This is a genomic window from Levilactobacillus tujiorum, assembly GCF_012641185.1.
Classification (GTDB): Bacteria; Bacillota; Bacilli; order Lactobacillales; family Lactobacillaceae; genus Levilactobacillus; species Levilactobacillus tujiorum.
Genome location: NZ_JAAXLK010000027.1, coordinates 1 through 18,887, shown reverse-complemented (window position 1 = coordinate 18,887; position 18,887 = coordinate 1). Strand labels below are relative to the sequence as shown.

Sequence of the window (18,887 nt, the reverse complement as noted above, 5' to 3'; positions counted from 1 at the left end):
CAATGTTCTATTTTTCTTCACATTTCTCCCGTAGTCTAGCCAAATTTTTACGGTTTAATAAGAGTATAGTAATCGGAACGATAATCTACTTAATTAAACGGAGGACATATTCTATGAAGAGAAAAGAGATGACAAATTTAGAATTAACGGCGCATCAAGGACTAACCGGTCAGGCCGCTAAGGAACGGTTAGCCCAGTACGGGAGCAACCAATTAGTGGCGGCTAAGAAGGCCAGTATCTGGCGACAAATCTGGCGGCATCTGGCGGACGTTTCGTCCCTGGTCTTATTGTTTGCGGTCCTACTAGCCAGTTACATGGCAATCTTTCAGGGCGGCGGCTGGACGAAATCTATCGTGATTGGGTCCATTCTGGTGATCAACGTGATCATCGGCATGTACCAAGAGGCTTCAGCCGAAAAGGCCTTGGCCGCGCTGCAGTCTATGAGTCTACCGACGACAACGGTTCGGCGGGATGATGTTGCGCAGACGATTGAGGCCAAGAATGTGGTGCCGGGAGACTTGGTACTGCTAAAAGCCGGTGACCAGGTGCCAGCTGATGGTGTCATTCTGTCGAGTACCAATTTAGCCGTCGATGAAGCCGTCTTGACCGGAGAAAGTGTACCGGTAGAGAAGACCGCGCTACCGGCACTCACAGATCTCAAGGATGAACAGCTGGTTTATTCAGGAACTGCCGTGACGGCAGGAACGGCTGTGGCTCAGGTAGTGACGACGGGGATGGCAACGGAACTAGGCCAGATTGCCGGCTTACTGAACAAAACGAAGAAGCGGGCGACCCCACTGCAGGGCCGCTTGAATCGCCTGTCAGGCTGGTTGACGGCCTTCGCGGTTCTGGGCGGTTTAGCAATTTTTGCACTCAGCATTTGGATGCAGAATCAAGGGTTAGCGGATAGCTTGATGATTGGGATTTCCTTAGCCGTAGCGGCGGTGCCGGAAACTCTGCCAATCATTGTCACGATTAGTCTGGCCCATGGCGTTAAAAGGATGGCCAAGCGCAACGCGATCATGCGCCGGGTCAACGCTGTCGAAACTATTGGTGGGGTAGACGTGATCGCTTCGGATAAGACCGGAACGTTGACGCAAAATAAGATGACGATTACCCACTATTGGGCACCCCAGAATTCAACGGCACTGCCAGCGGAAGAGCTGAACCACGCTGGACGAGAATTGCTACGTTACCTGGGCTTGGCGACAAATGCGGAGATTCAGACGGTAGCGGGTGAAGAGCAGACTACGGGAGATCCAACGGAGTTAGCCATTGTTCGGTGGCTGACCAGTAATGGCGCGAGTCGGCAGATGTTTGAAGCAACGGCACCACGACTGGCGGAAGATCCCTTTGACTCAACCAAAAAGACGATGGCAACCCTCCATCAGTTAAAAGATGGCCGTCGCTTAGTGATTGTCAAAGGGGCGTTTGATCGGTTACCAGTAGATTGGCAACCAGGTGAGCTAGCACGGGCTAAGCGGGTGCATGATGATTTTGGACGAGATGCACTGCGAGTGCTCGCGGTGGGCTACAAGGTTGTGCCGGCAGGGAAACGGGTGGACTGGGCCGAATTGACTCAGCAGCTGACGTTTGCCGGGCTAGTTGGTATAATTGATCCACCACGGCCGGAAGTGATCCCCGCTATTCGTGAGGCCAAGGCGGCGGGGATCAAGCCCATCATGATTACGGGAGATCACATGGTGACGGCGGAAGCCATCGCCAAGGAAATTGGTCTGTTAGAACCGGGACAACTCGTCATGTCTGGCGATGAATTGCGGACTCTCACGGATGAAGAACTAGCGGCGCGAATTGAGCAGACTGCGGTCTATGCCCGGGTATCGCCAACTGATAAGATTCGTATCGTTCAGGCTTGGCAACAGACGGGCGCGACGGTTGCGATGACGGGGGATGGTGTCAATGACGCACCAGCCTTGAAGGCCGCCGACGTCGGGATTGCCATGGGGATCACTGGGACCGAAGTCTCCAAGAGTGCGGCTGATATGGTATTAACGGATGATAACTTTGCCACGATCATTTCAGCCGTTCGCGAAGGGCGGACCGTCTATCAAAACATTCTGAAGGCAGTCGAGTTCTTAGTCGGTGTTAACTTCGCCCAAATCTTCTTAATGGTGGGGACCGTGCTAATGGGCTGGGGCGCGCCACTATTGGCAGAACAACTCCTGCTGATTAACGTGCTAGCCGACGGAATTCCAGGCTTCTACCTGAGTCGGGAACCGGGTGAAAAGGCGGCGATGCAACAAGCACCGGTGGCCAACGACGAGAGTCTATTTTCCAGAGGCTTAGGGGGCCGATTAGTCACACGAGCAGTGACGTTTACGCTCCTGACCTTAGGTGCGTATGGCCTGGGCCGATTCGTCTTCTCAGCAGACCAGCCGGCGGTGGGAATGACGGTAACGTTCTTGATTCTGGCAATTGGATCGATGATCGATATCTATGCCATTAAGGACCGTCAACCGTTGACTTGGCGAAGTCTCAAACGTAATCCTCGTTTGAACCGAGCGCTACTGGGGACGATTGGCTTACTCATCGTGATTGCGATGGTGCCAGGTTTACAAGGACTTTTCGGCTTAGTCACTTTACCGGTGAGTGCGTGGATACTAGTTGTGATTGGCGTATTCATCCCAACGGGCGTCTTGGAGCTCAAGAAACGGCTAGCGCTGAGAAATGGTCGCCAGCTGTCACAGCTACTAGAGGACTAACTGGTCATTAACGGTCGGCAAACCGGGGTAGAATGAAATTCTGGTTGTGTGTAGCGACAACTTGTGATAGTCTGACAGTAGTTGAATAAGATGAAAAACAAGAAAGATGGACCATGCCAGATTGGTACCGAATGGTTAGCGAGCTAAGGGCAGTGTAAGCTTAGTGATTTGGCCAGTGTGGACAACCCCATTTTTGTTGCCGGCTGAAAGTAGAGTAGGCCGCGCCGTGACCGCCACGTTATCAACCGGAGCGTATGTTAGTACGCTAGTTTAAGTTGGTTTTGTTTAAAACAATTTGGGTGGTACCGCGGAAAGACCTTTCGTCCCTTTGATTTTTAGGGATGATGGGTCTTTTTTTGGTCTCACAGAAGGAGAATATGATGACAGAAATTTTAGTTAAAGATTTATTCAGCGATCGGCATTTTGCTGAAGACGAAGAAGTCGTTTTGCATGGCTGGGTCAAGACCGTGCGGGGGTCCAAGCGGGTCGGATTCATTGAATTAAACGATGGCTCTTGCCTAAAGCACGCCCAGATCGTCATGAAGAGCGATTTGGAAAACTATGCAGAAATGACGAAGTTGCCATTAAGCTCCACGATTAAAGTTGTGGGGACGGTTGTGTACACGCCAGATGCTAAGCAACCCTTTGAAATTCACGCCGAAGAAGTTGTGCTGGAAGGGAAGTCCGATAACGACTACCCGTTGCAAAAGAAGAAGCACACCTACGAATACTTGCGGACGATGGCTCACTTGCGGCCGCGGACGAACACTTTCTACGCGGTCTTCCGGATTCGTTCACTGACGGCCTTTGCGGTGCACCAGTATCTGCAGGAAAACGGCTTTACCTACGTTAACACGCCGATCATCACGAGTAGTGACAGTGAAGGGGCCGGGGAAATGTTCCGGGTAACCACGCTGGACATGAATAACTTACCTAAGACAGACGATGGTAAGGTAGACGACAGCCAAGACTTCTTCAAGAAGGAAACTAACTTGACGGTTAGTGGTCAATTGCCAGTCGAAGCCTTTGCCTTGGCTTTACGGAATGTCTACACGTTTGGCCCAACTTTCCGGGCAGAGAACTCGCACACGGCGCGGCATGCTTCTGAGTTCTGGATGATTGAACCAGAAATGGCCTTTGCGGATCTGCAGGATGTGATCAATGAATCCGAAAGTCTACTGAAGCACGTGGTCAGCTACCTGTTAGCCCACGCTAAGGATGAATTGGAATTCCTGAATGACGCCGTTGACGATGACCTGTTGAACCGGCTTCATCAAACGATTGATGAAAAGTTCGCGCAGATTACGTACACGGAAGCCATTGATATTTTGAAGAAGGCACCGGTTAAATTCGACGTTCCCGTATACTGGGGACTCGACTTACAAGCGGAACATGAACGTTATATCTGTGAGCAAGTCTACAAGCGGCCAACCTTCTTAACGGACTATCCTAAGGAGATCAAGGCATTCTACATGCGGGACAACGCTGATGGAAAGACGGTCGCTGCAGCTGACTTGTTAGTCCCTCGCATTGGTGAATTAATCGGGGGTAGCCAACGTGAAGAACGGCAAGCACAAATGGCTCAGAAGATTAAAGACAACCACTTGCCACAAGAAGAATACCAATGGTACTTGGATTTGCGGAAGTACGGTGAGACGGAACACTCCGGCTACGGGATTGGATTTGAACGGCTATTGATGTACGTTACGGGGATGGAGAACATTCGTGACGTGATTCCTTACCCACGGACCCCAGGTAATGCTGAATTCTAGCCTGACGAGCGAAAATACGGTCAAAAATTGAGTAATCGAAAAGCAGTTCCTTTAACCAGATTAGGTTAGAGGAGCTGCTTTTTTAAATCGTATTTATGGGCACGAGCCGGACGTAGCGTGCGTTGATGTACGCTTCTGGGCCGATTTGGTACCAGGTTAGGTGTTGGTCGTCAATGATGCGGCCGCGGACGTCGAGCGCTTCGCCGTGAGTTAATTGGCCTGAAGCTTCGCCATAGGGCTCACTGTAAATGGTGACAGCCGCGCCGGGTACGTAGTCAACAGTGCCTAGTCGTTCGAAGGGTTCGGGCTGCCATAACCGTTTTTGTGCAATGGCTGGGTGAGCCAGCTGGTGGTCGCGGCGCAGGGTATCGGCTGCCTGAAGCCATTGGTTACCGCCAAGATTGTACCAGACATCGCCATTCGTTAGCGTAATAATCATGAAGAGGCGCCACAAGGAATCCGCCGGGAATTGATAGCCATAAGCGCTACCGTTGGGTTCGTCGTAAACGTCGTGATCGCGCTGTAAGAAGACGTACTGATGAACGCGTTGAACCATTTCCCAGCTATCGCGTCGATAGAAGTAAACGACGCGTTGGGCGTGATCGGAAAAGATGCCACGCTGGGGGCCTTGCGCTTGAAAGATGTGGTAACCGTCAACCGTGGGTGGGGTGAGCGTAAAGGAGACGCCCAGGTGCCCTCGATGAATTTGCGGTAGGGCTAGTAGACGACCAGAGTCAAAGTCAACGAGGTAACCGATGATGGGCTTGCCCAAAAGCCGGCGGTAGATGACCGTTGTTAAGCCATATTCACTAATGAAATTTTGTGTGAAGCCATGAATCCGGGATAGGGCGTACCCCGGAATTTGTGGGAAACGGTAATTTACGGTTGCGTTGAGCGCGCCGGTGATGACGAGTGCTGGTTGTAGGGGATGATTGGCCTCATCGACTAACCGCACGACTAAGGTCGCTGTTGCTGCTGAAGCTGCTGGCTGTGCGGTCTGGGGCGTCGGAGTGGGTGCCGTCAATCCGGGTGGTGTGCTAGCTGGTGAGCTAGGCTGCACCGACTCAACGGCTGGCTTGATTGGTACATGACGGTGACGCCGGGTTATCGGCTGCGAAATGCTTTCGCGCCGAGGTTTAGGTTCAATCAGACGTCGTAACCAGTCAAAAAATGCCATGCCATTCACCTCCAGAAGTTTCCTTTAAAATCTAGTATACCATTTTTACCCGCTACGCCAACAGCTGAACACTATCGGATTTTGGTTAGTGATGGCTGGTGGTGCAGAGGGCAATGATCCTTATCTAGCTGCTAAGTTAGTATAAATTTGCCGCACTCCGGCTGCCAGGAATTCCGCCTGCTGTGGGGACGCTTCAGCCTGGAAAGGCACCAGTCTTCTCGCTCATTTTGAGGCCACGAAGAACGTGTGTCTTCAAAAATGCCCGTGGTATAAGCTGGTTAAAAACACCAGCTAACACCACTTTCACGGCCGGCTTCATCCCTGGCCTCCTCCGGCTTTGATTGTATCTTGCCCAAGCAACAGTTGAAAAAGCGAGTACCTGGCGTTTACAGTCCAATTAACGGATAGTGACAGTTGTTAGTTCTAGATGTCCAGGAAGCTGGTATCAGCCGCTATCTGTGTAGCCGAGAGTGAGCTCAAATTTAGCTCACTCCCGGCTGCACAGATATTGTCATCTATATTTGCTAAGTACTGATGTGCCAAGCGATTAAACCAATTTGCTAATCAAAGGCTAACATAACCGGAGGAGGGCAGAGGTGGAGCCAGCTGTGTCGACGCTGTTAGCCGATTTTCGGCTTACAACGTGGGACGTGTTTGGAGATCGGTGAACTTCCGAGCTTCAAACCGAGCCGGAGGACCGTTTCTCAGGCCGCAGGCGGTCCCACAGCAGGCGGAATCTTTGCCAGCCGCAGGTGACGGGTTTAGACTATTTTTCAGACTAAAAGCCTTGTCACTTCAGCGTTGGTAATGATTTTAATCCTTTCAACCCTGCGTTCAGTGATTAAAAAAGGTGTTCAGCAGGAAACGCTGAACACCTTTAAAACTATTCTTTATTGCTTAGTTGAGTCAGTTGCACTGGTAGTTGACGAAGTTGCTTCATTGTCAGCAGCCAACGTAATCTTACCGTCTTCAATCTTAGCCACTAAGTTCTTCACATCTGCGTGGTCGAGGTAGAAGTCGGCGATACGATCCTCAATTTCTTCTTGGATCACGCGGCGGAGTGGACGAGCACCCATCGCAGGATTATAACCCTTCTGAACCAATTGTTCCTCAACCGGTTCCGTGACGTGGATGTGTAAGCCTTGACCGGCCAACATTTGATTGACATCACCGATCATTAAATCAACGATGTGCATCAAGTTATCCTTAGTTAATGAGTTAAACTCAATAATGTCATCAAAACGGTTTAGAAATTCTGGCTTGAAGTAGTTGGTCAAATTGCCTAAGACAGAGTGAGTCTTACCTTCAGCAGCAGCACCAAACCCAACGTTGGCTTCAGCGTCACCGGTGCCGGCGTTACTGGTCATGATGATCAGCGTATCCTTGAAGGAAACTGTCCGTCCCTGTGAATCGGTTAACCGACCGTCGTCAAGAATTTGTAAGAACATATTCATGACGTCAGGGTGGGCCTTTTCAATTTCATCTAGCAAGATCAGCGTGTATGGATGACGCCGAACTTGTTCGGTGAGTTGGCCAGCTTCTTCGTAGCCTACATAGCCAGGCGGTGACCCGATCAATTTAGAAATGGAATGCGGCTCCATGTACTCAGACATGTCGAACCGAACCATTGCGTCCGTTGAGCCAAAGAGTTCGTTGGCTAATTGCTTTGCCAATTCCGTCTTGCCGACACCAGTTGGACCAACGAAGAGGAAGGACCCAATTGGCCGACCCGTGCCGTTTAAACCAATCCGGTTACGCCGAATTGCGCGGGCAACCTTATCAACAGCTTCGTTCTGACCAATGACGTGTTTCTCGAGGTCACTGCCCAAACTTTGAAGTTGATGTTGTTCCTTGGCTTGTAATTCACCGACTGGAATGTTGGTCTTTTCTTCGACGATGTCCTGCATGTCCTTCACAGTTACCTCAGCCGAAGCGTTTTGATCAGCGTCTTTGGCATTTTCCTTGGACTTTTCCAGCTTCGTTACTTGGTCGCGGTAGTAGGCTGCCTTTTCATAATCTTCTTGTTTTAAAGCGGCTTGTTTCTGACCCTCAGCGGCCTTGATCTTTTCATCAATTGCCTTGGGATCAGCAATATTGATCGTCAAATTCTTACGCGACCCGGCTTCATCCAACAGGTCAATGGCCTTGTCGGGTAAGAACCGGTCTTGAATGTAGCGATCGGACAGACGAACGGCCGCTTCAATAGCGTCATCCGTGTAGTGAACGTGGTGGTAGTCCTCATATTTCTTTTGGATACCTTGCAAAATCTTGATTGCTTCGTCAGCACTAGGTTCATTAACCGTGACTGGCTGGAAGCGACGAGCCAACGCCTGGTCCTTTTCAATATCTCGGTATTCACTTAACGTCGTGGCACCGATCAGTTGAAAATCACCACGGGCGAGGGCAGGTTTCAAGACGTTGCCGGCGTCCATACCACCTTCGGCATTACCGGCACCCATAATTTCATGAATTTCATCGATGAAGAGAATGATGTCGGGATTAGCCTGAACTTCTTTCATTAGTTGTTGCATGCGTTGTTCGAATTGGCCCCGGATACCAGTGCCTTGAACTAACGAGACAACATCTAAGCGAATAATCTGCTTGTTAGCGAGCTTTTGTGGAACGTTGCCTTCGACAATCCGCTCCGCAAGACCTTCGACAACCGCGGTCTTCCCAACCCCGGCTTCCCCAATTAAAACGGGGTTATTCTTAGTCCGGCGATTAAGAATTTCGATCACTTGCGCGGTTTCCTTATCGCGGCCAATCACAGGATCGACTTTACCATCCTTAGCCAATTGCGTGAGGTTCAAGCCATACTGACTGAGTAAGCCGTTGCCAGAACCTCCCTGATTGCCTGCAGGTTGGGTAGGTTGTCCTTGATTGGAAGCTTGACGGAAGTTAGCTTGGTTGTCGCCGCCTTGCATAGCCCGGAAAATATCATCCAGGTTATTAAAGCCGAATGGATCTTGTGCCATACGGCCACCTCCATTTCCAGAATCGTTTGATTGCTGTTGCTTGAGCAACTGGTAACAATTTTGGCATAGGTCAACTTGTTGCCGCTGCCCGTTTACACTCATGTAAAGGTGAATTGTTGCTTCATTGCGGTGGCAATTTTGACATAGCATCTTGTCGTCTCCTTTCTTGCCTGGAGTTCTCGTGGGAAATACCCACGGGTCAATCAAGAATCGTTTGACCTTTCTTGACCATTGACCACATTATACCGCGTTCAGCTGGCTGTGCAAGTATTTTGTCTGCACGGGAAACTCGCGGTATGACGGGATATTTCCAGCGAACGACTACATTTTAGCACTCTCGGCAATAGAATGCTAAAATGACTATTCAAAATTTGCCGAATTTTGCAAAAAAACTTTGACCCCCGCATTTTTTGACCGTAAGATAGGGAAGAACGCAAGTCCGTTATCTCTAAGCGGTGAATTAATTGAAGACAGAAAATTGTGCAATATGGGTGGTGTCTGTCGCCATGCTGGAGACTAACTATGTGTTAGGCGGACCGCTTAGTCCATTGGTATTTCCGACAGCTGCCGGTGATAGATTTAGCCTCTTTATTCTTGCCGTTTAGGCACTGACAACAATCTTAGTTTTTAACTAAAGGCTGAGACGGGTGGCTGTTCAGTATTTTCGCTTTAATCGATGACGGACGTAGCGACTATTATCACAGTTGTTTAAAAACATTGTGTCAGCCGTAAGGTCAGCAGATATGGGCTCAGGCGCGTCGTTCTACTTAGTCAGTCAGTGATTTTCTGGCTGGCCTAGTAGAAAACCAAGCTTGTAGACTCGGCACTTTCGAGGCTTCAAGTTGTGTTCGCACCGTTCCAGCCCATATCTGCTGACCGGTAAGGCGCAGGCAGTAAACTAGTTAGTTAACAGTGGGAGGGTAGTAACGTGGATCGAGACTTTACGGATTTAATGAATCAATTAAAAAATAAGCAGATCGAGCAATTTGAAGTGACGCCGGCAGATTTTCCCGCTTTTCAGAAAGCATTCATGGCTTTTGAAACCAGAAAACGGGTTGTGGGCCAGGCGGAAAAGAACGGCAAAATCATTTATCATTATGATCATGACGCCGGAAATGACGGCGAATAATGATTTTTTGATGAAAGCGGTTCATGTATAACTTGTAATTTAGCGCTTAGATTGATATTCTTAATAGGTAGGCGTGACTCGTTGAATGGTTGTTTGGCCAATGCGCAAGGTCAAGGCGAGTTATGTTCGATAAGTAGTCAACCTAAGCTTAAAGGAGATCGATCAATTATGGAAAAACGCGAATTTCATGTTACAGCAGAAACGGGTATTCATGCACGTCCAGCTACTTTATTAGTACAATCAGCAAGTAAGTTCAGTTCTGAAGTTAGCTTGCAGTACCAAGACAAGTCCGTTAACTTAAAGTCTATCATGGGTGTGATGTCATTAGGTGTTGGCCAAAACGCTGACATTACGATCACTACTGATGGTGATGACGAAGCCGAAGCAATGACTGCTATTGCTGAAACGATGACTAAAGAGGGTTTGTCTGACTAATGAAGACAATGCTCAAGGGGATTGCTGCTAGTGATGGGGTGGCTTGTGGTCGGGTCTATCGACTAGACGAGCCAGACCTGCACGTTTCCCAGCAGACAATCACTGATCTTGATTACGAATTAAATCGTTTCCGTCAGGCCCTTGAAGCAACCGTCTCAGAGATTGAGACGATAAAAACTCGTGTCAATAAAAACCTGGGTGCTGACCGCGCCCAGGTTTTTATTGCGCAAATGGCGATGTTAAAGGACCGAGATTTGATCGGCAACATTGAACACCAGATGCAGGACCGTCACGTTAACGCTGAGTTTGCCGTTTCGTTGGTGTCAGCAACGGTTGAGGATGAACTGGCGGCACTGGCGGATAATCCTTATTTGCAGGAACGACTAACGAATTGGCGCGCCGTCGCTAAGCGATTGACCGCTCATTTACTCGGGGTGACGTTACCAGACCTGGCCTTAGTGAATGAACCAGTGATTGTGGTGACCCATGACCTGATTGCGAGTGAGGCCGTGGCAGCGAACCCCCAGCAAGTTTTGGGGTTTATCACGGATGCTGGTGGGCGGACGTCTCATTCATCAATTTTGGCGCGTTCGCTGAATATTCCGGCGGTTGTGGGTACGCAAGCGGCGACGCATGAGTTAACGAACGGTGAACTCGTTGTCGTGAACGGTACCCAAGGAAATGTCATGGTCGGACCCACGACGGAAGAGGTGGCGACGGCCCGGCAAACGATGGCGCAACGTGTGAAGAATCAGCGGAAGTTGGAAAAGCTAAAGCACTTTGAAACTGTCTCCCGGGATGGTGTTGGCGTGACGTTGGCTGCCAACATGGGAACCGTCGCGGACTTACCACGAGTCGTTGCCAGTGGTGCTGAAGCCATTGGACTCTTCCGCACGGAATTCCTGTATTTGGACGCGCAACACTTACCAACGGAAGATGAACAATTTGAAATTTATCGGCGGGTTCTCGAGAAAATGCGGCCGCGACCGGTTGTGATTCGCACGTTGGATGTGGGTGGCGATAAGAATTTACCTTACCGGCCATCGCAAAGTGAAGCCAATCCATTCATGGGCGCACGTGCCATCCGACAGAGTCTGGCCCACCAACAAGTCTTTCGCAGCCAGTTACGGGCGTTGATTCGTGCCTCGGCGTTCGGTCAATTGAAGATTATGTTTCCCATGATTGCGACGTTAGATGAATTGCGGCAGGCCAAAGCTATCTACGATGATGAGCGGGCTAAGCTGACGGCTAAGCGTGTTCCCATGGGGAAAATTGCCGTGGGGATGATGGTGGAAGTACCAGCTGCTGCGCTGTTGGCCGATCGGTTTGCCAATGAAGTCGATTTTATGAGTATTGGGACCAATGACTTAATCGGCTACACGCTGGCGGCAGATCGGACCAATCAGAATGTGGCTTACCTCTACCAGCCGTATCATCCAGCAATTCTGCGCTTAATCGACCGGGTCATCTCAGCTGGCCATGCGGCGGGAATTCCCGTAGCGATGTGTGGTGAAATGGCGGGCGATCCGATTGCCTTGCCACTGTTGCTGGGAATGGGGCTCGATGAGTTCTCTATGGCCCCCGGGACGATTTTGAAGACGCGTCAATTGATTCGACAGTTAGATGCGCACGAGTTGGCTTCCTTAGCGGAGACCACCGTGAACTCCGCCGGTACCAGCCAGGAGGTCATCACGATGGTCCAAGCGGCGGTACCAAATGTTTTAAAATAAATAAAGAGTCGTAGGGGTGAGGCAGCAATGCTCACCCCTTTCTTGTTGGCTTAGAAACAAAGTGAGCGGTTATAGGCGTTGTATGCGCCACCATGAATAATGGATAGGAAGGCTAGTGGAATGGCCTAACCTAGGTGAAATGATGAGATTTTCTTGCGATGGCAGCTGAGGTTTGCAATCCCCTAGTCAAACCCATATAATTGTGATGATTGTACAAAGCGAAGCTCCAAATTTATTTAGCCAAACACAGACGCAAGGGGGATTGGCGATGAACATTGGCTTATTTACAGATACCTATTTCCCTCAAGTGAGTGGGGTTGCAACATCGATTAAGACGTTGCGAGATCAATTAGAAAAACAGGGGCATCAGGTCTATATCTTTACAACGACCGATCCGAACGTTGAACGTAACGTGTATGAACGCAACGTCTTTCGGTTTTCAAGTATTCCATTCGTGTCGTTCACAGAGCGCCGGATCGCGGTACGGGGGCTGTTTCAGGCTTATCAAATTGCTAAAGAACTGAACCTAGATATTGTCCATACTCAAACTGAGTTTTCGATGGGGTGGATTGGTAAGTTTGTGGCACGGAATTTGGAAATTCCTTGCTTACATACGTATCACACCATGTATGAAGATTATTTACACTACGTTGCCAACGGGAAGATCTTAAAGCCCGTGCACGTCAAGCAGGGGACACTGGCGTTTTGCTATCACTTAACGGGCGTCGTGGCGCCGAGTGAGCGGGTGTTGACGACCTTAACCGATTATGGGGTTAAGGCGCCTATCCGGGTCATTCCTACGGGGGTTAACCTCCATCAGTATGAGCAGCCGGATACGGCAAATCTGCGGCGGCAGTTAGGCTATCAGCCAGATACGCCTGTGATCTTGTCATTGAGTCGACTGGCCTATGAGAAGAATATTAAGGAAAGTATCGCCGCCATGCCACGGATTTTAGCAGCCGTGCCTAATGCTCAGCTGCTGATCGTGGGGGATGGCCCGGCTAAGGAAGACCTCGAACAGCAGGTGAAAGACGCTGATTTAACGGCGCACGTCACGTTTACGGGGCAAGTCGATAATAACGAGGTTTTCCGCTACTACCACATGGCGAATGTCTTTCTGTCGTCATCAGATTCCGAGTCACAGGGCCTAACCTACATTGAGGCCATGGCTGCGGGGACCAAGATTGTGGTGATGACGAGTCCCTATACGGATGAGTTGTTGTCCAAACGTACGCTTGGGGTGACGTTTAAAACGGAAGATGAAATGGTCACCAACGTGGTGGATTATTTGCAGCATGGCGATGAGGAACAGGATCCGGACTTGTTGGCTCGGAAACTTTCCGAGATCTCAGCGGATACTTTCGGTCGCCGGGTGATTGAATTCTATCAGGATGCACAGGCTAGCTACGAAGCGATGCATGAGGATACCCCGGATTTTAGTGATTAGAGGAGCAATTGAATGCTAAAAATTAACATGTTCTCCAAGGCTGATTCTGTTAAAGGACAGGGCGTGGGGAGTGCGTACAATGAACTGATGAATCTGTTGGCAACGCGGTTAAAGGATGACTTTACGGTGACGGTTAATCGGTATGGGCGCGTCGATGTGACGCACTATCACACGATTAATCCCACGTATTATCTATCAACGTTCTTACCCGGTCGCGGTCGCAAGATTGGTTACGTTCATTTTTTGCCGGAAACACTGGAAGGAAGTCTAAAGATTCCCCAACCATTCCGGTCTATTTTTTATAAATATGTGATCGCCTTCTACCGGCGGATGGATCATATTGTTGTGGTGAACCCGACCTTTATTCCTAAGCTAGTAGCTTACGGGATTCCCGAGGAGCGGGTCACCTATATTCCTAACTTTGTGAGTCGTAAGGAATTTTATCCAGTAGACCATGACCGTCAATTAGCGTTGCGCCGGAGCTACCACTATGATGAGCAGCGCTTTACGGTGTTGGGAATTGGTCAGATTCAGGAACGTAAAGGGTTGTTTGATTTTATTAAATTAGCGCGGCACAATCCGCAGATTCAATTCATTTGGGCAGGCGGGTTCTCCTTTGGTCGCATGACGGATGGTTATGCAGCTCTGAAGAAGGTGGTGGATGATCCGCCAGCTAACTTGAGCTTCCCGGGGATTGTCGATCGGGAAAAACTGGTCGATTACTATAATTTAGCGGACCTATTCTTATTGCCATCGTTTAATGAACTCTTTCCAATGTCGGTATTGGAGGCCTTCAGCACGGGGACCCCGGTCTTGTTACGAGACCTGGACCTCTATCAAGCGATTATTGTGGGCGATTACCAGCCGGCCAAGGATTATGACGAGATGAACCAGCAACTTCATCGTCTGGCGAATGACCCCGCTGCAATGGAGCACTGGCACCAGCAAAGCTTAGCTGCTGCCGACCGTTACTCGGAGGAACATCTCACGGAGATTTGGCGGAAGTTCTATACGCAGCAAGCAAAAGAGGGGTAAGTTGAATGTCACGACGAAATAAATGGGTACTAGCACTAATGTTACTCTTGGGGATTGCCATTTTCGCTTATTCACTCCGTGACATTAAGTTCTCTGTACTGGTCAATGATTTTGTGCATATTAATTTTTGGTGGTTTGGGGTCGCCGTCCTATGCCTGCTACTCTATTTAGGGCTAGAGGCGTGGATTGTCAAAGTTTTCATCTCCGATCGTATCGAAGGGTTTACGTTTAAAGATGCCGTGCGCATTCCCTTAGTCGAGCAACTGTTTAATGGGATCACACCGTTTTCGTCAGGTGGTCAACCCGCACAATTATTTGCACTCATGCAGACTGGGGTCGATGCCGGGAAGGCCAGCTCGATTCTTCTCATGAAATTTGTGGTCTATCAGTCTATGATCGTGATTAACTTTATTATCGCGTTGGTGATTGGTTTTCAGCAAATTCAAGATAAGCTCCACGCACTATCTTGGCTAGTTATCTTTGGTTTTACCATCCACTTAGCGGTAATCGTCGGCTTACTGATGATTATGTTCTGGTACTCATTCACCAAGAAGATGGTCGGGGTCATGCTCTACCCGTTTCATTGGTTTATGAAGGCAGAACGCTTCGAGCGGATTGAGAACAATCTTAATAGTAAGATTGACTCCTTTTACGCTGAGAGTGTGCGGATCAGTGGTAAAGGGAAATTGATGGTCCGGGTCTTTGCGATTACGTTCTTTCAGCTGAGCTTTTATTACCTGATCCCGTACTTTATTATGCTGTCGCTGGGATATACGACGGCTAATATTGTCATGGTGACGAGTTTCCACATCTTAATCGTCATGGTGATCTCGCTATTTCCAATTCCTGGGGGCTCCGGTGGGGCTGAATACAGCTTTGAAATGATCTTTCGGAGCTACATTACGTCAAATAGTAAGCTCGTCTTAGCAATGATCTTATGGCGGCTCTTGACGTACTACTTTGGGATGCTGGCGGGCTTGGTCGCAATGGTGATTCGTCCGGATAAAGTGACGGAAGAGTCAGATTTATGAAATCCATGAGTTTTTCTGGATTAGGGCGTGTCATCTCGCGCTAAGTTTGGTAAAATCATAAGGGAAAGCTAGAAAGGGGACCAACCATGGAAGAATCTCAATTGATTGGTATCATCAACCGCCTAAAGGCGATGCAAGAAGATGCCACCGACGAGCCACAACCCCGTCGTTTTGAAAAAGAAGGCGTTGAGCAAGCAATGGTCGTATTTAACCAAGCTACTCACACTTACACGTTAACTGAACATAATCCGGAAACAACCTTTGAGTTTGATAACATCGATTTAGTTGCTATTGAGCTGTTTGACTTATTAACGGATAACTAAAACAAAACTATGGGTGGCCATAGTTTTGTTTTTTTAATATGGTGAAAGATTGAATTTTTTCCAAAGGTTCTGTAATCAGATTGATTACCTGGTAATATCAGCTATACTTGAAAGATGTTAATTATTATGTGGAGGCAGTCGTAATGGCGAACTTTTTTAAGCGAAAGACGAACTGGTTAAATACCCGCATGGGCTTTTTCCTACTAATCGTCGTTTTATTTTGGGTAAAAACTTACATTGCCTATCAAACCGAGTTTACGTTAGGTGCTAAGGGAAGTGTGCAACAGTTTTTACTGCTAATTAACCCACTACCGGCCGCTCTATTGGTATTCGGGATCGCCCTGTATTTCCGGGGAAGATTAGCTTATTGGTTAATGTTAATCATTGACATTTTAGAGTCAACTTGGATTTTTGCAAATGTCGTTTATTACCGGGAGTTTTCTGATTTCTTATCCTTTGGGATCATGAAGGGCTCCAGCTCAGTGGGCAATAACTTGGGGAAGAGTCTGGCCCAGATTACCCATCTGTATGATTTCTTTGTGTATGTCGACATTATCATCCTGATTGTGTTACTGGCGACACACGTGATCAAGATTGATGTGCGGCCGTTTAAACGCCGGTATGCATTGTCAATGACCGTATTGTCGTTTGCACTGATGTTTGCGGAATTTGGGATGGCCAATGCGGATCGTTCCGGCTTGTTGACGCGGACGTTTGATAACAATTACATCGTGAAGTACTTGGGACTCAATGAGTATGCCGCCTTCAATGCCTATCAGACGCAGAAGGAGAGTGCCACGCGGGCTAGTGCCAATGCTTCGGATATGAAGAGTGTGTTGAAGTACTTAAAGCAGAATCGGGTCAGTCCGAATGTTTCCTACTATGGTAAAGAGAAGGGCAAGAACGTCTTCATCATCCATCTCGAAAGTTTCCAGCAGTTCCTGATTGATTACAAGGTTGATGGTAAGGAAGTTACACCAACGTTGAATAAGTTCTACCATAGCCGGAATACGTTGTCGTTTGACAACTTCTACAATCAAGTGGCCCAAGGTAAGACGTCAGATGCTGAAATGATGCTGGAAAACTCACTGTTTGGGTTGCCACAAGGGTCAGCAATGACGACTTATGGGACGCAGAACACCTTCCAAGCGGCGCCGGCAATTCTGGACCAAGAGGCAGGGTATACCTCAGCGGCCTTTCATGGGGATGTCCCTAGTTTTTGGAATCGGGACAACACGTATAAGTCCTGGGGCTATCAATACTTCTTTAGTTCCAGTTACTACACAGAGAAACCCGGCTATAGTGTTGGCTATGGCTTGAAAGATAAAATCTTCTTTGAACAGTCGGCTAAGTATATCGAACAGCTACCACAGCCGTTCTATGCGAAGTTGATCACGCTGACGAATCACTACCCTTATGAGTTAGATAAGAAGAATACGGACTTCCCCGCAACTAAGACAGGGGATAAGACGGTCGATCCATACGTACAGACGGCCCACTATCTGGACCAGTCGTTTGCGGAGTTCTTGGCTTACCTGAAGAAGGTAGGGCTGGATAAGAACAGTATGATTGTGGCTTACGGGGATCACTATGGTATTTCGAATAACCACCGCCCGGCAATTGCACAACTCTTAGGGAAGAGTAAGGTCACCAGCTATGACTTGGCACAGTTCCAGAAGGTGCCATTTATGATTCATGCTGCGGGCTTGAAGGGTGGTATTAAGCATACGTATGGTGGTGAGATTGACGTACTGCCAACCATCTTAGACCTGTTGGGTGTAAAGAATACGGATACAGTGCAGTTTGGTCAGGACCTGTTAGCGAAGAATCGTAATCAAACGGTGGCGTTCCGTGATGGTAACTTTGTTTCGCCTAAGTATACGAAGATTGGCGGGACCGTCTATGACACGAAGACTGGAGAAGAACTCACGCTGACTGCCGCTCAGAAGAAGGCAGTTGCCAAGCTGCAGAACCATGTGACAACGGAGCTCTCGCTATCTGATCGCGTCATTTACGGTGACTTGCTACGCTTCTACTCACCTAAGGGCTTTAAGAAGGTCGACAAGACAGACTTTACGTACAAACTGAAGCCAGCGATGGCCCGTTTGGCGGATGCGGAGAAGAATGAGAAGACCAGCGTCTTAGCACGGAATAATGGTAAGAGTACAGTGTCGAAGTACAAGACGGATGCACCTGAATTGAAGTAAATGGATGTGTGCGAGGCTTAAAACTTCGGCTAAATGAGTTTAGATTATAGAAGTAAACGGATCTGGGATGTTGTCCCGGGTCCGTTTTTTGGATTGTGCAGTGGGTAAAGGGAGATGAGAGCTCAAACGAGATAGGCAGGTTATGTGGTTTTATTGTGAGTAGAGGGAGAGTAAGACGTCAATTTTTGTTCTGGACCAATTTGGGTGAGTCAACAGTCACATGCGGGTGTATTTTCTGACAATCCTAAGAAAATTGCGCGATGAGTACAGCAGATTTTGATAATTATGTGTGGAAAAAGAGGGTTGTACCAGAAAAGTGAGTATTTTTTCAGCGCTTAAAGCCTGATTTGCAGGGGAATGCAGGCAGTGGGACAACAAATTTCAGTAAATATTCATTTTCCTCTTGACCGTAGTCGCAGATATTGGTAAACTATTTTCTGTTGTCATTTATACGAAGAAACAACGCAATGACAGCGAAACGGTGCTTACTAATTAATTTTAAAAAAGGCTTGACGGTCTGGTTAATAATTGATATAGTAGTAATCGTTGTTGGGAATATTTATTCAACTGAGCTTCAAAAATTCAATATTTATTCAAAATATATTGAAAAAATCAGTTGACAGTAAATTGACCACATGATATACTTTAAAAGTTGTCACGAAGCTATTGCTTCTCTGATAACTTGGTAGACCTTTGAAAACTGAACATTGTTTCGACAAACCAAATATGTGTAGGGCGGTTTGAATTTATTCAAACCCAAACAATATTTGCGAAGTCAATTCGCTTTTAAAAAAAAGTAACAACAATCGATGAGCTATTCAAGCACATCATCTATAAGATGAGAGTTTGATCCTGGCTCAGGACGAACGCTGGCGGCATGCCTAATACATGCAAGTCGAACGA

Annotated in this window: 12 protein-coding genes and 1 rRNA gene; 11 read left to right on the top strand and 2 right to left on the bottom strand. The window is 48.2% G+C overall.

Features of this window, described 5'->3' with window-relative positions; all coding sequences use genetic code 11:
• Positions 1–113: 113 nt before the first annotated feature.
• Positions 114–2,723, top strand: coding sequence for a cation-translocating P-type ATPase (locus HF569_RS11185; protein WP_168902490.1), 2,610 nt, complete (start codon positions 114–116; stop codon positions 2,721–2,723).
• A gap of 380 nt (positions 2,724–3,103) precedes the next feature.
• Positions 3,104–4,495, top strand: coding sequence for an asparagine--tRNA ligase (gene asnS / locus HF569_RS11180; RefSeq protein ID WP_168902489.1), 1,392 nt, complete (start codon positions 3,104–3,106; stop codon positions 4,493–4,495).
• 82 nt (positions 4,496–4,577) lie between these two features.
• On the opposite strand, the gene HF569_RS11175 is transcribed toward asnS, so the two are convergent.
• Together HF569_RS11175 and HF569_RS11170 are read right to left on the bottom strand one after the other, a co-directional pair.
• Positions 4,578–5,672: a MucBP domain-containing protein gene (locus HF569_RS11175; RefSeq protein WP_168902488.1), complete on the bottom strand. Its 1,095-nt coding sequence runs from the start codon at positions 5,670–5,672 to the stop codon at positions 4,578–4,580.
• A gap of 890 nt (positions 5,673–6,562) precedes the next feature.
• Entirely contained in the window at positions 6,563–8,797 is a 2,235-nt protein-coding gene (locus HF569_RS11170; RefSeq protein WP_168902487.1) for an ATP-dependent Clp protease ATP-binding subunit, read from the bottom strand.
• Between the two features lie 778 nt (positions 8,798–9,575).
• Between HF569_RS11170 and HF569_RS11165 the strand changes: the two genes are divergently transcribed.
• From HF569_RS11165 to HF569_RS11125, 9 genes are all read left to right on the top strand, one after another.
• Positions 9,576–9,776, top strand: a complete 201-nt coding sequence (locus HF569_RS11165; RefSeq protein ID WP_168902482.1) for a hypothetical protein — start codon at positions 9,576–9,578, stop codon at positions 9,774–9,776.
• A gap of 168 nt (positions 9,777–9,944) precedes the next feature.
• Positions 9,945–10,211: a phosphocarrier protein HPr gene (locus HF569_RS11160; RefSeq protein WP_168849966.1), complete on the top strand. Its 267-nt coding sequence runs from the start codon at positions 9,945–9,947 to the stop codon at positions 10,209–10,211.
• Positions 10,211–11,941: a phosphoenolpyruvate--protein phosphotransferase gene (ptsP, locus tag HF569_RS11155; protein WP_168902486.1), complete on the top strand. Its 1,731-nt coding sequence runs from the start codon at positions 10,211–10,213 to the stop codon at positions 11,939–11,941. The genes HF569_RS11160 and ptsP overlap by 1 nt, the downstream gene beginning before the upstream one ends.
• A 268-nt stretch (positions 11,942–12,209) precedes the next feature.
• A complete protein-coding gene (locus tag HF569_RS11150; protein WP_168849968.1) occupies positions 12,210–13,388 on the top strand; it encodes a glycosyltransferase family 4 protein in 1,179 nt (392 codons plus the stop codon).
• Between the two features lie 12 nt (positions 13,389–13,400).
• Entirely contained in the window at positions 13,401–14,423 is a 1,023-nt protein-coding gene (locus HF569_RS11145; protein WP_168902485.1) for a glycosyltransferase family 4 protein, read from the top strand.
• Positions 14,424–14,428: 5 nt separating this feature from the next.
• Positions 14,429–15,454 (top strand): lysylphosphatidylglycerol synthase transmembrane domain-containing protein, encoded by a 1,026-nt coding sequence (locus HF569_RS11140; protein ID WP_168902484.1) that lies wholly within the window; start codon positions 14,429–14,431, stop codon positions 15,452–15,454.
• An 86-nt stretch (positions 15,455–15,540) separates the two neighbouring features.
• The gene (locus tag HF569_RS11135; RefSeq protein ID WP_168849971.1) at positions 15,541–15,777 is read left to right on the top strand and encodes a YkuJ family protein; all 237 of its coding nucleotides are present in this window, start codon (positions 15,541–15,543) and stop codon (positions 15,775–15,777) included.
• Between the two features lie 143 nt (positions 15,778–15,920).
• Positions 15,921–17,984, top strand: coding sequence for an LTA synthase family protein (locus HF569_RS11130; RefSeq protein WP_168902483.1), 2,064 nt, complete (start codon positions 15,921–15,923; stop codon positions 17,982–17,984).
• An 834-nt stretch (positions 17,985–18,818) separates the two neighbouring features.
• Positions 18,819–18,887, top strand: a 16S ribosomal RNA gene (locus tag HF569_RS11125); the annotation flags it as partial.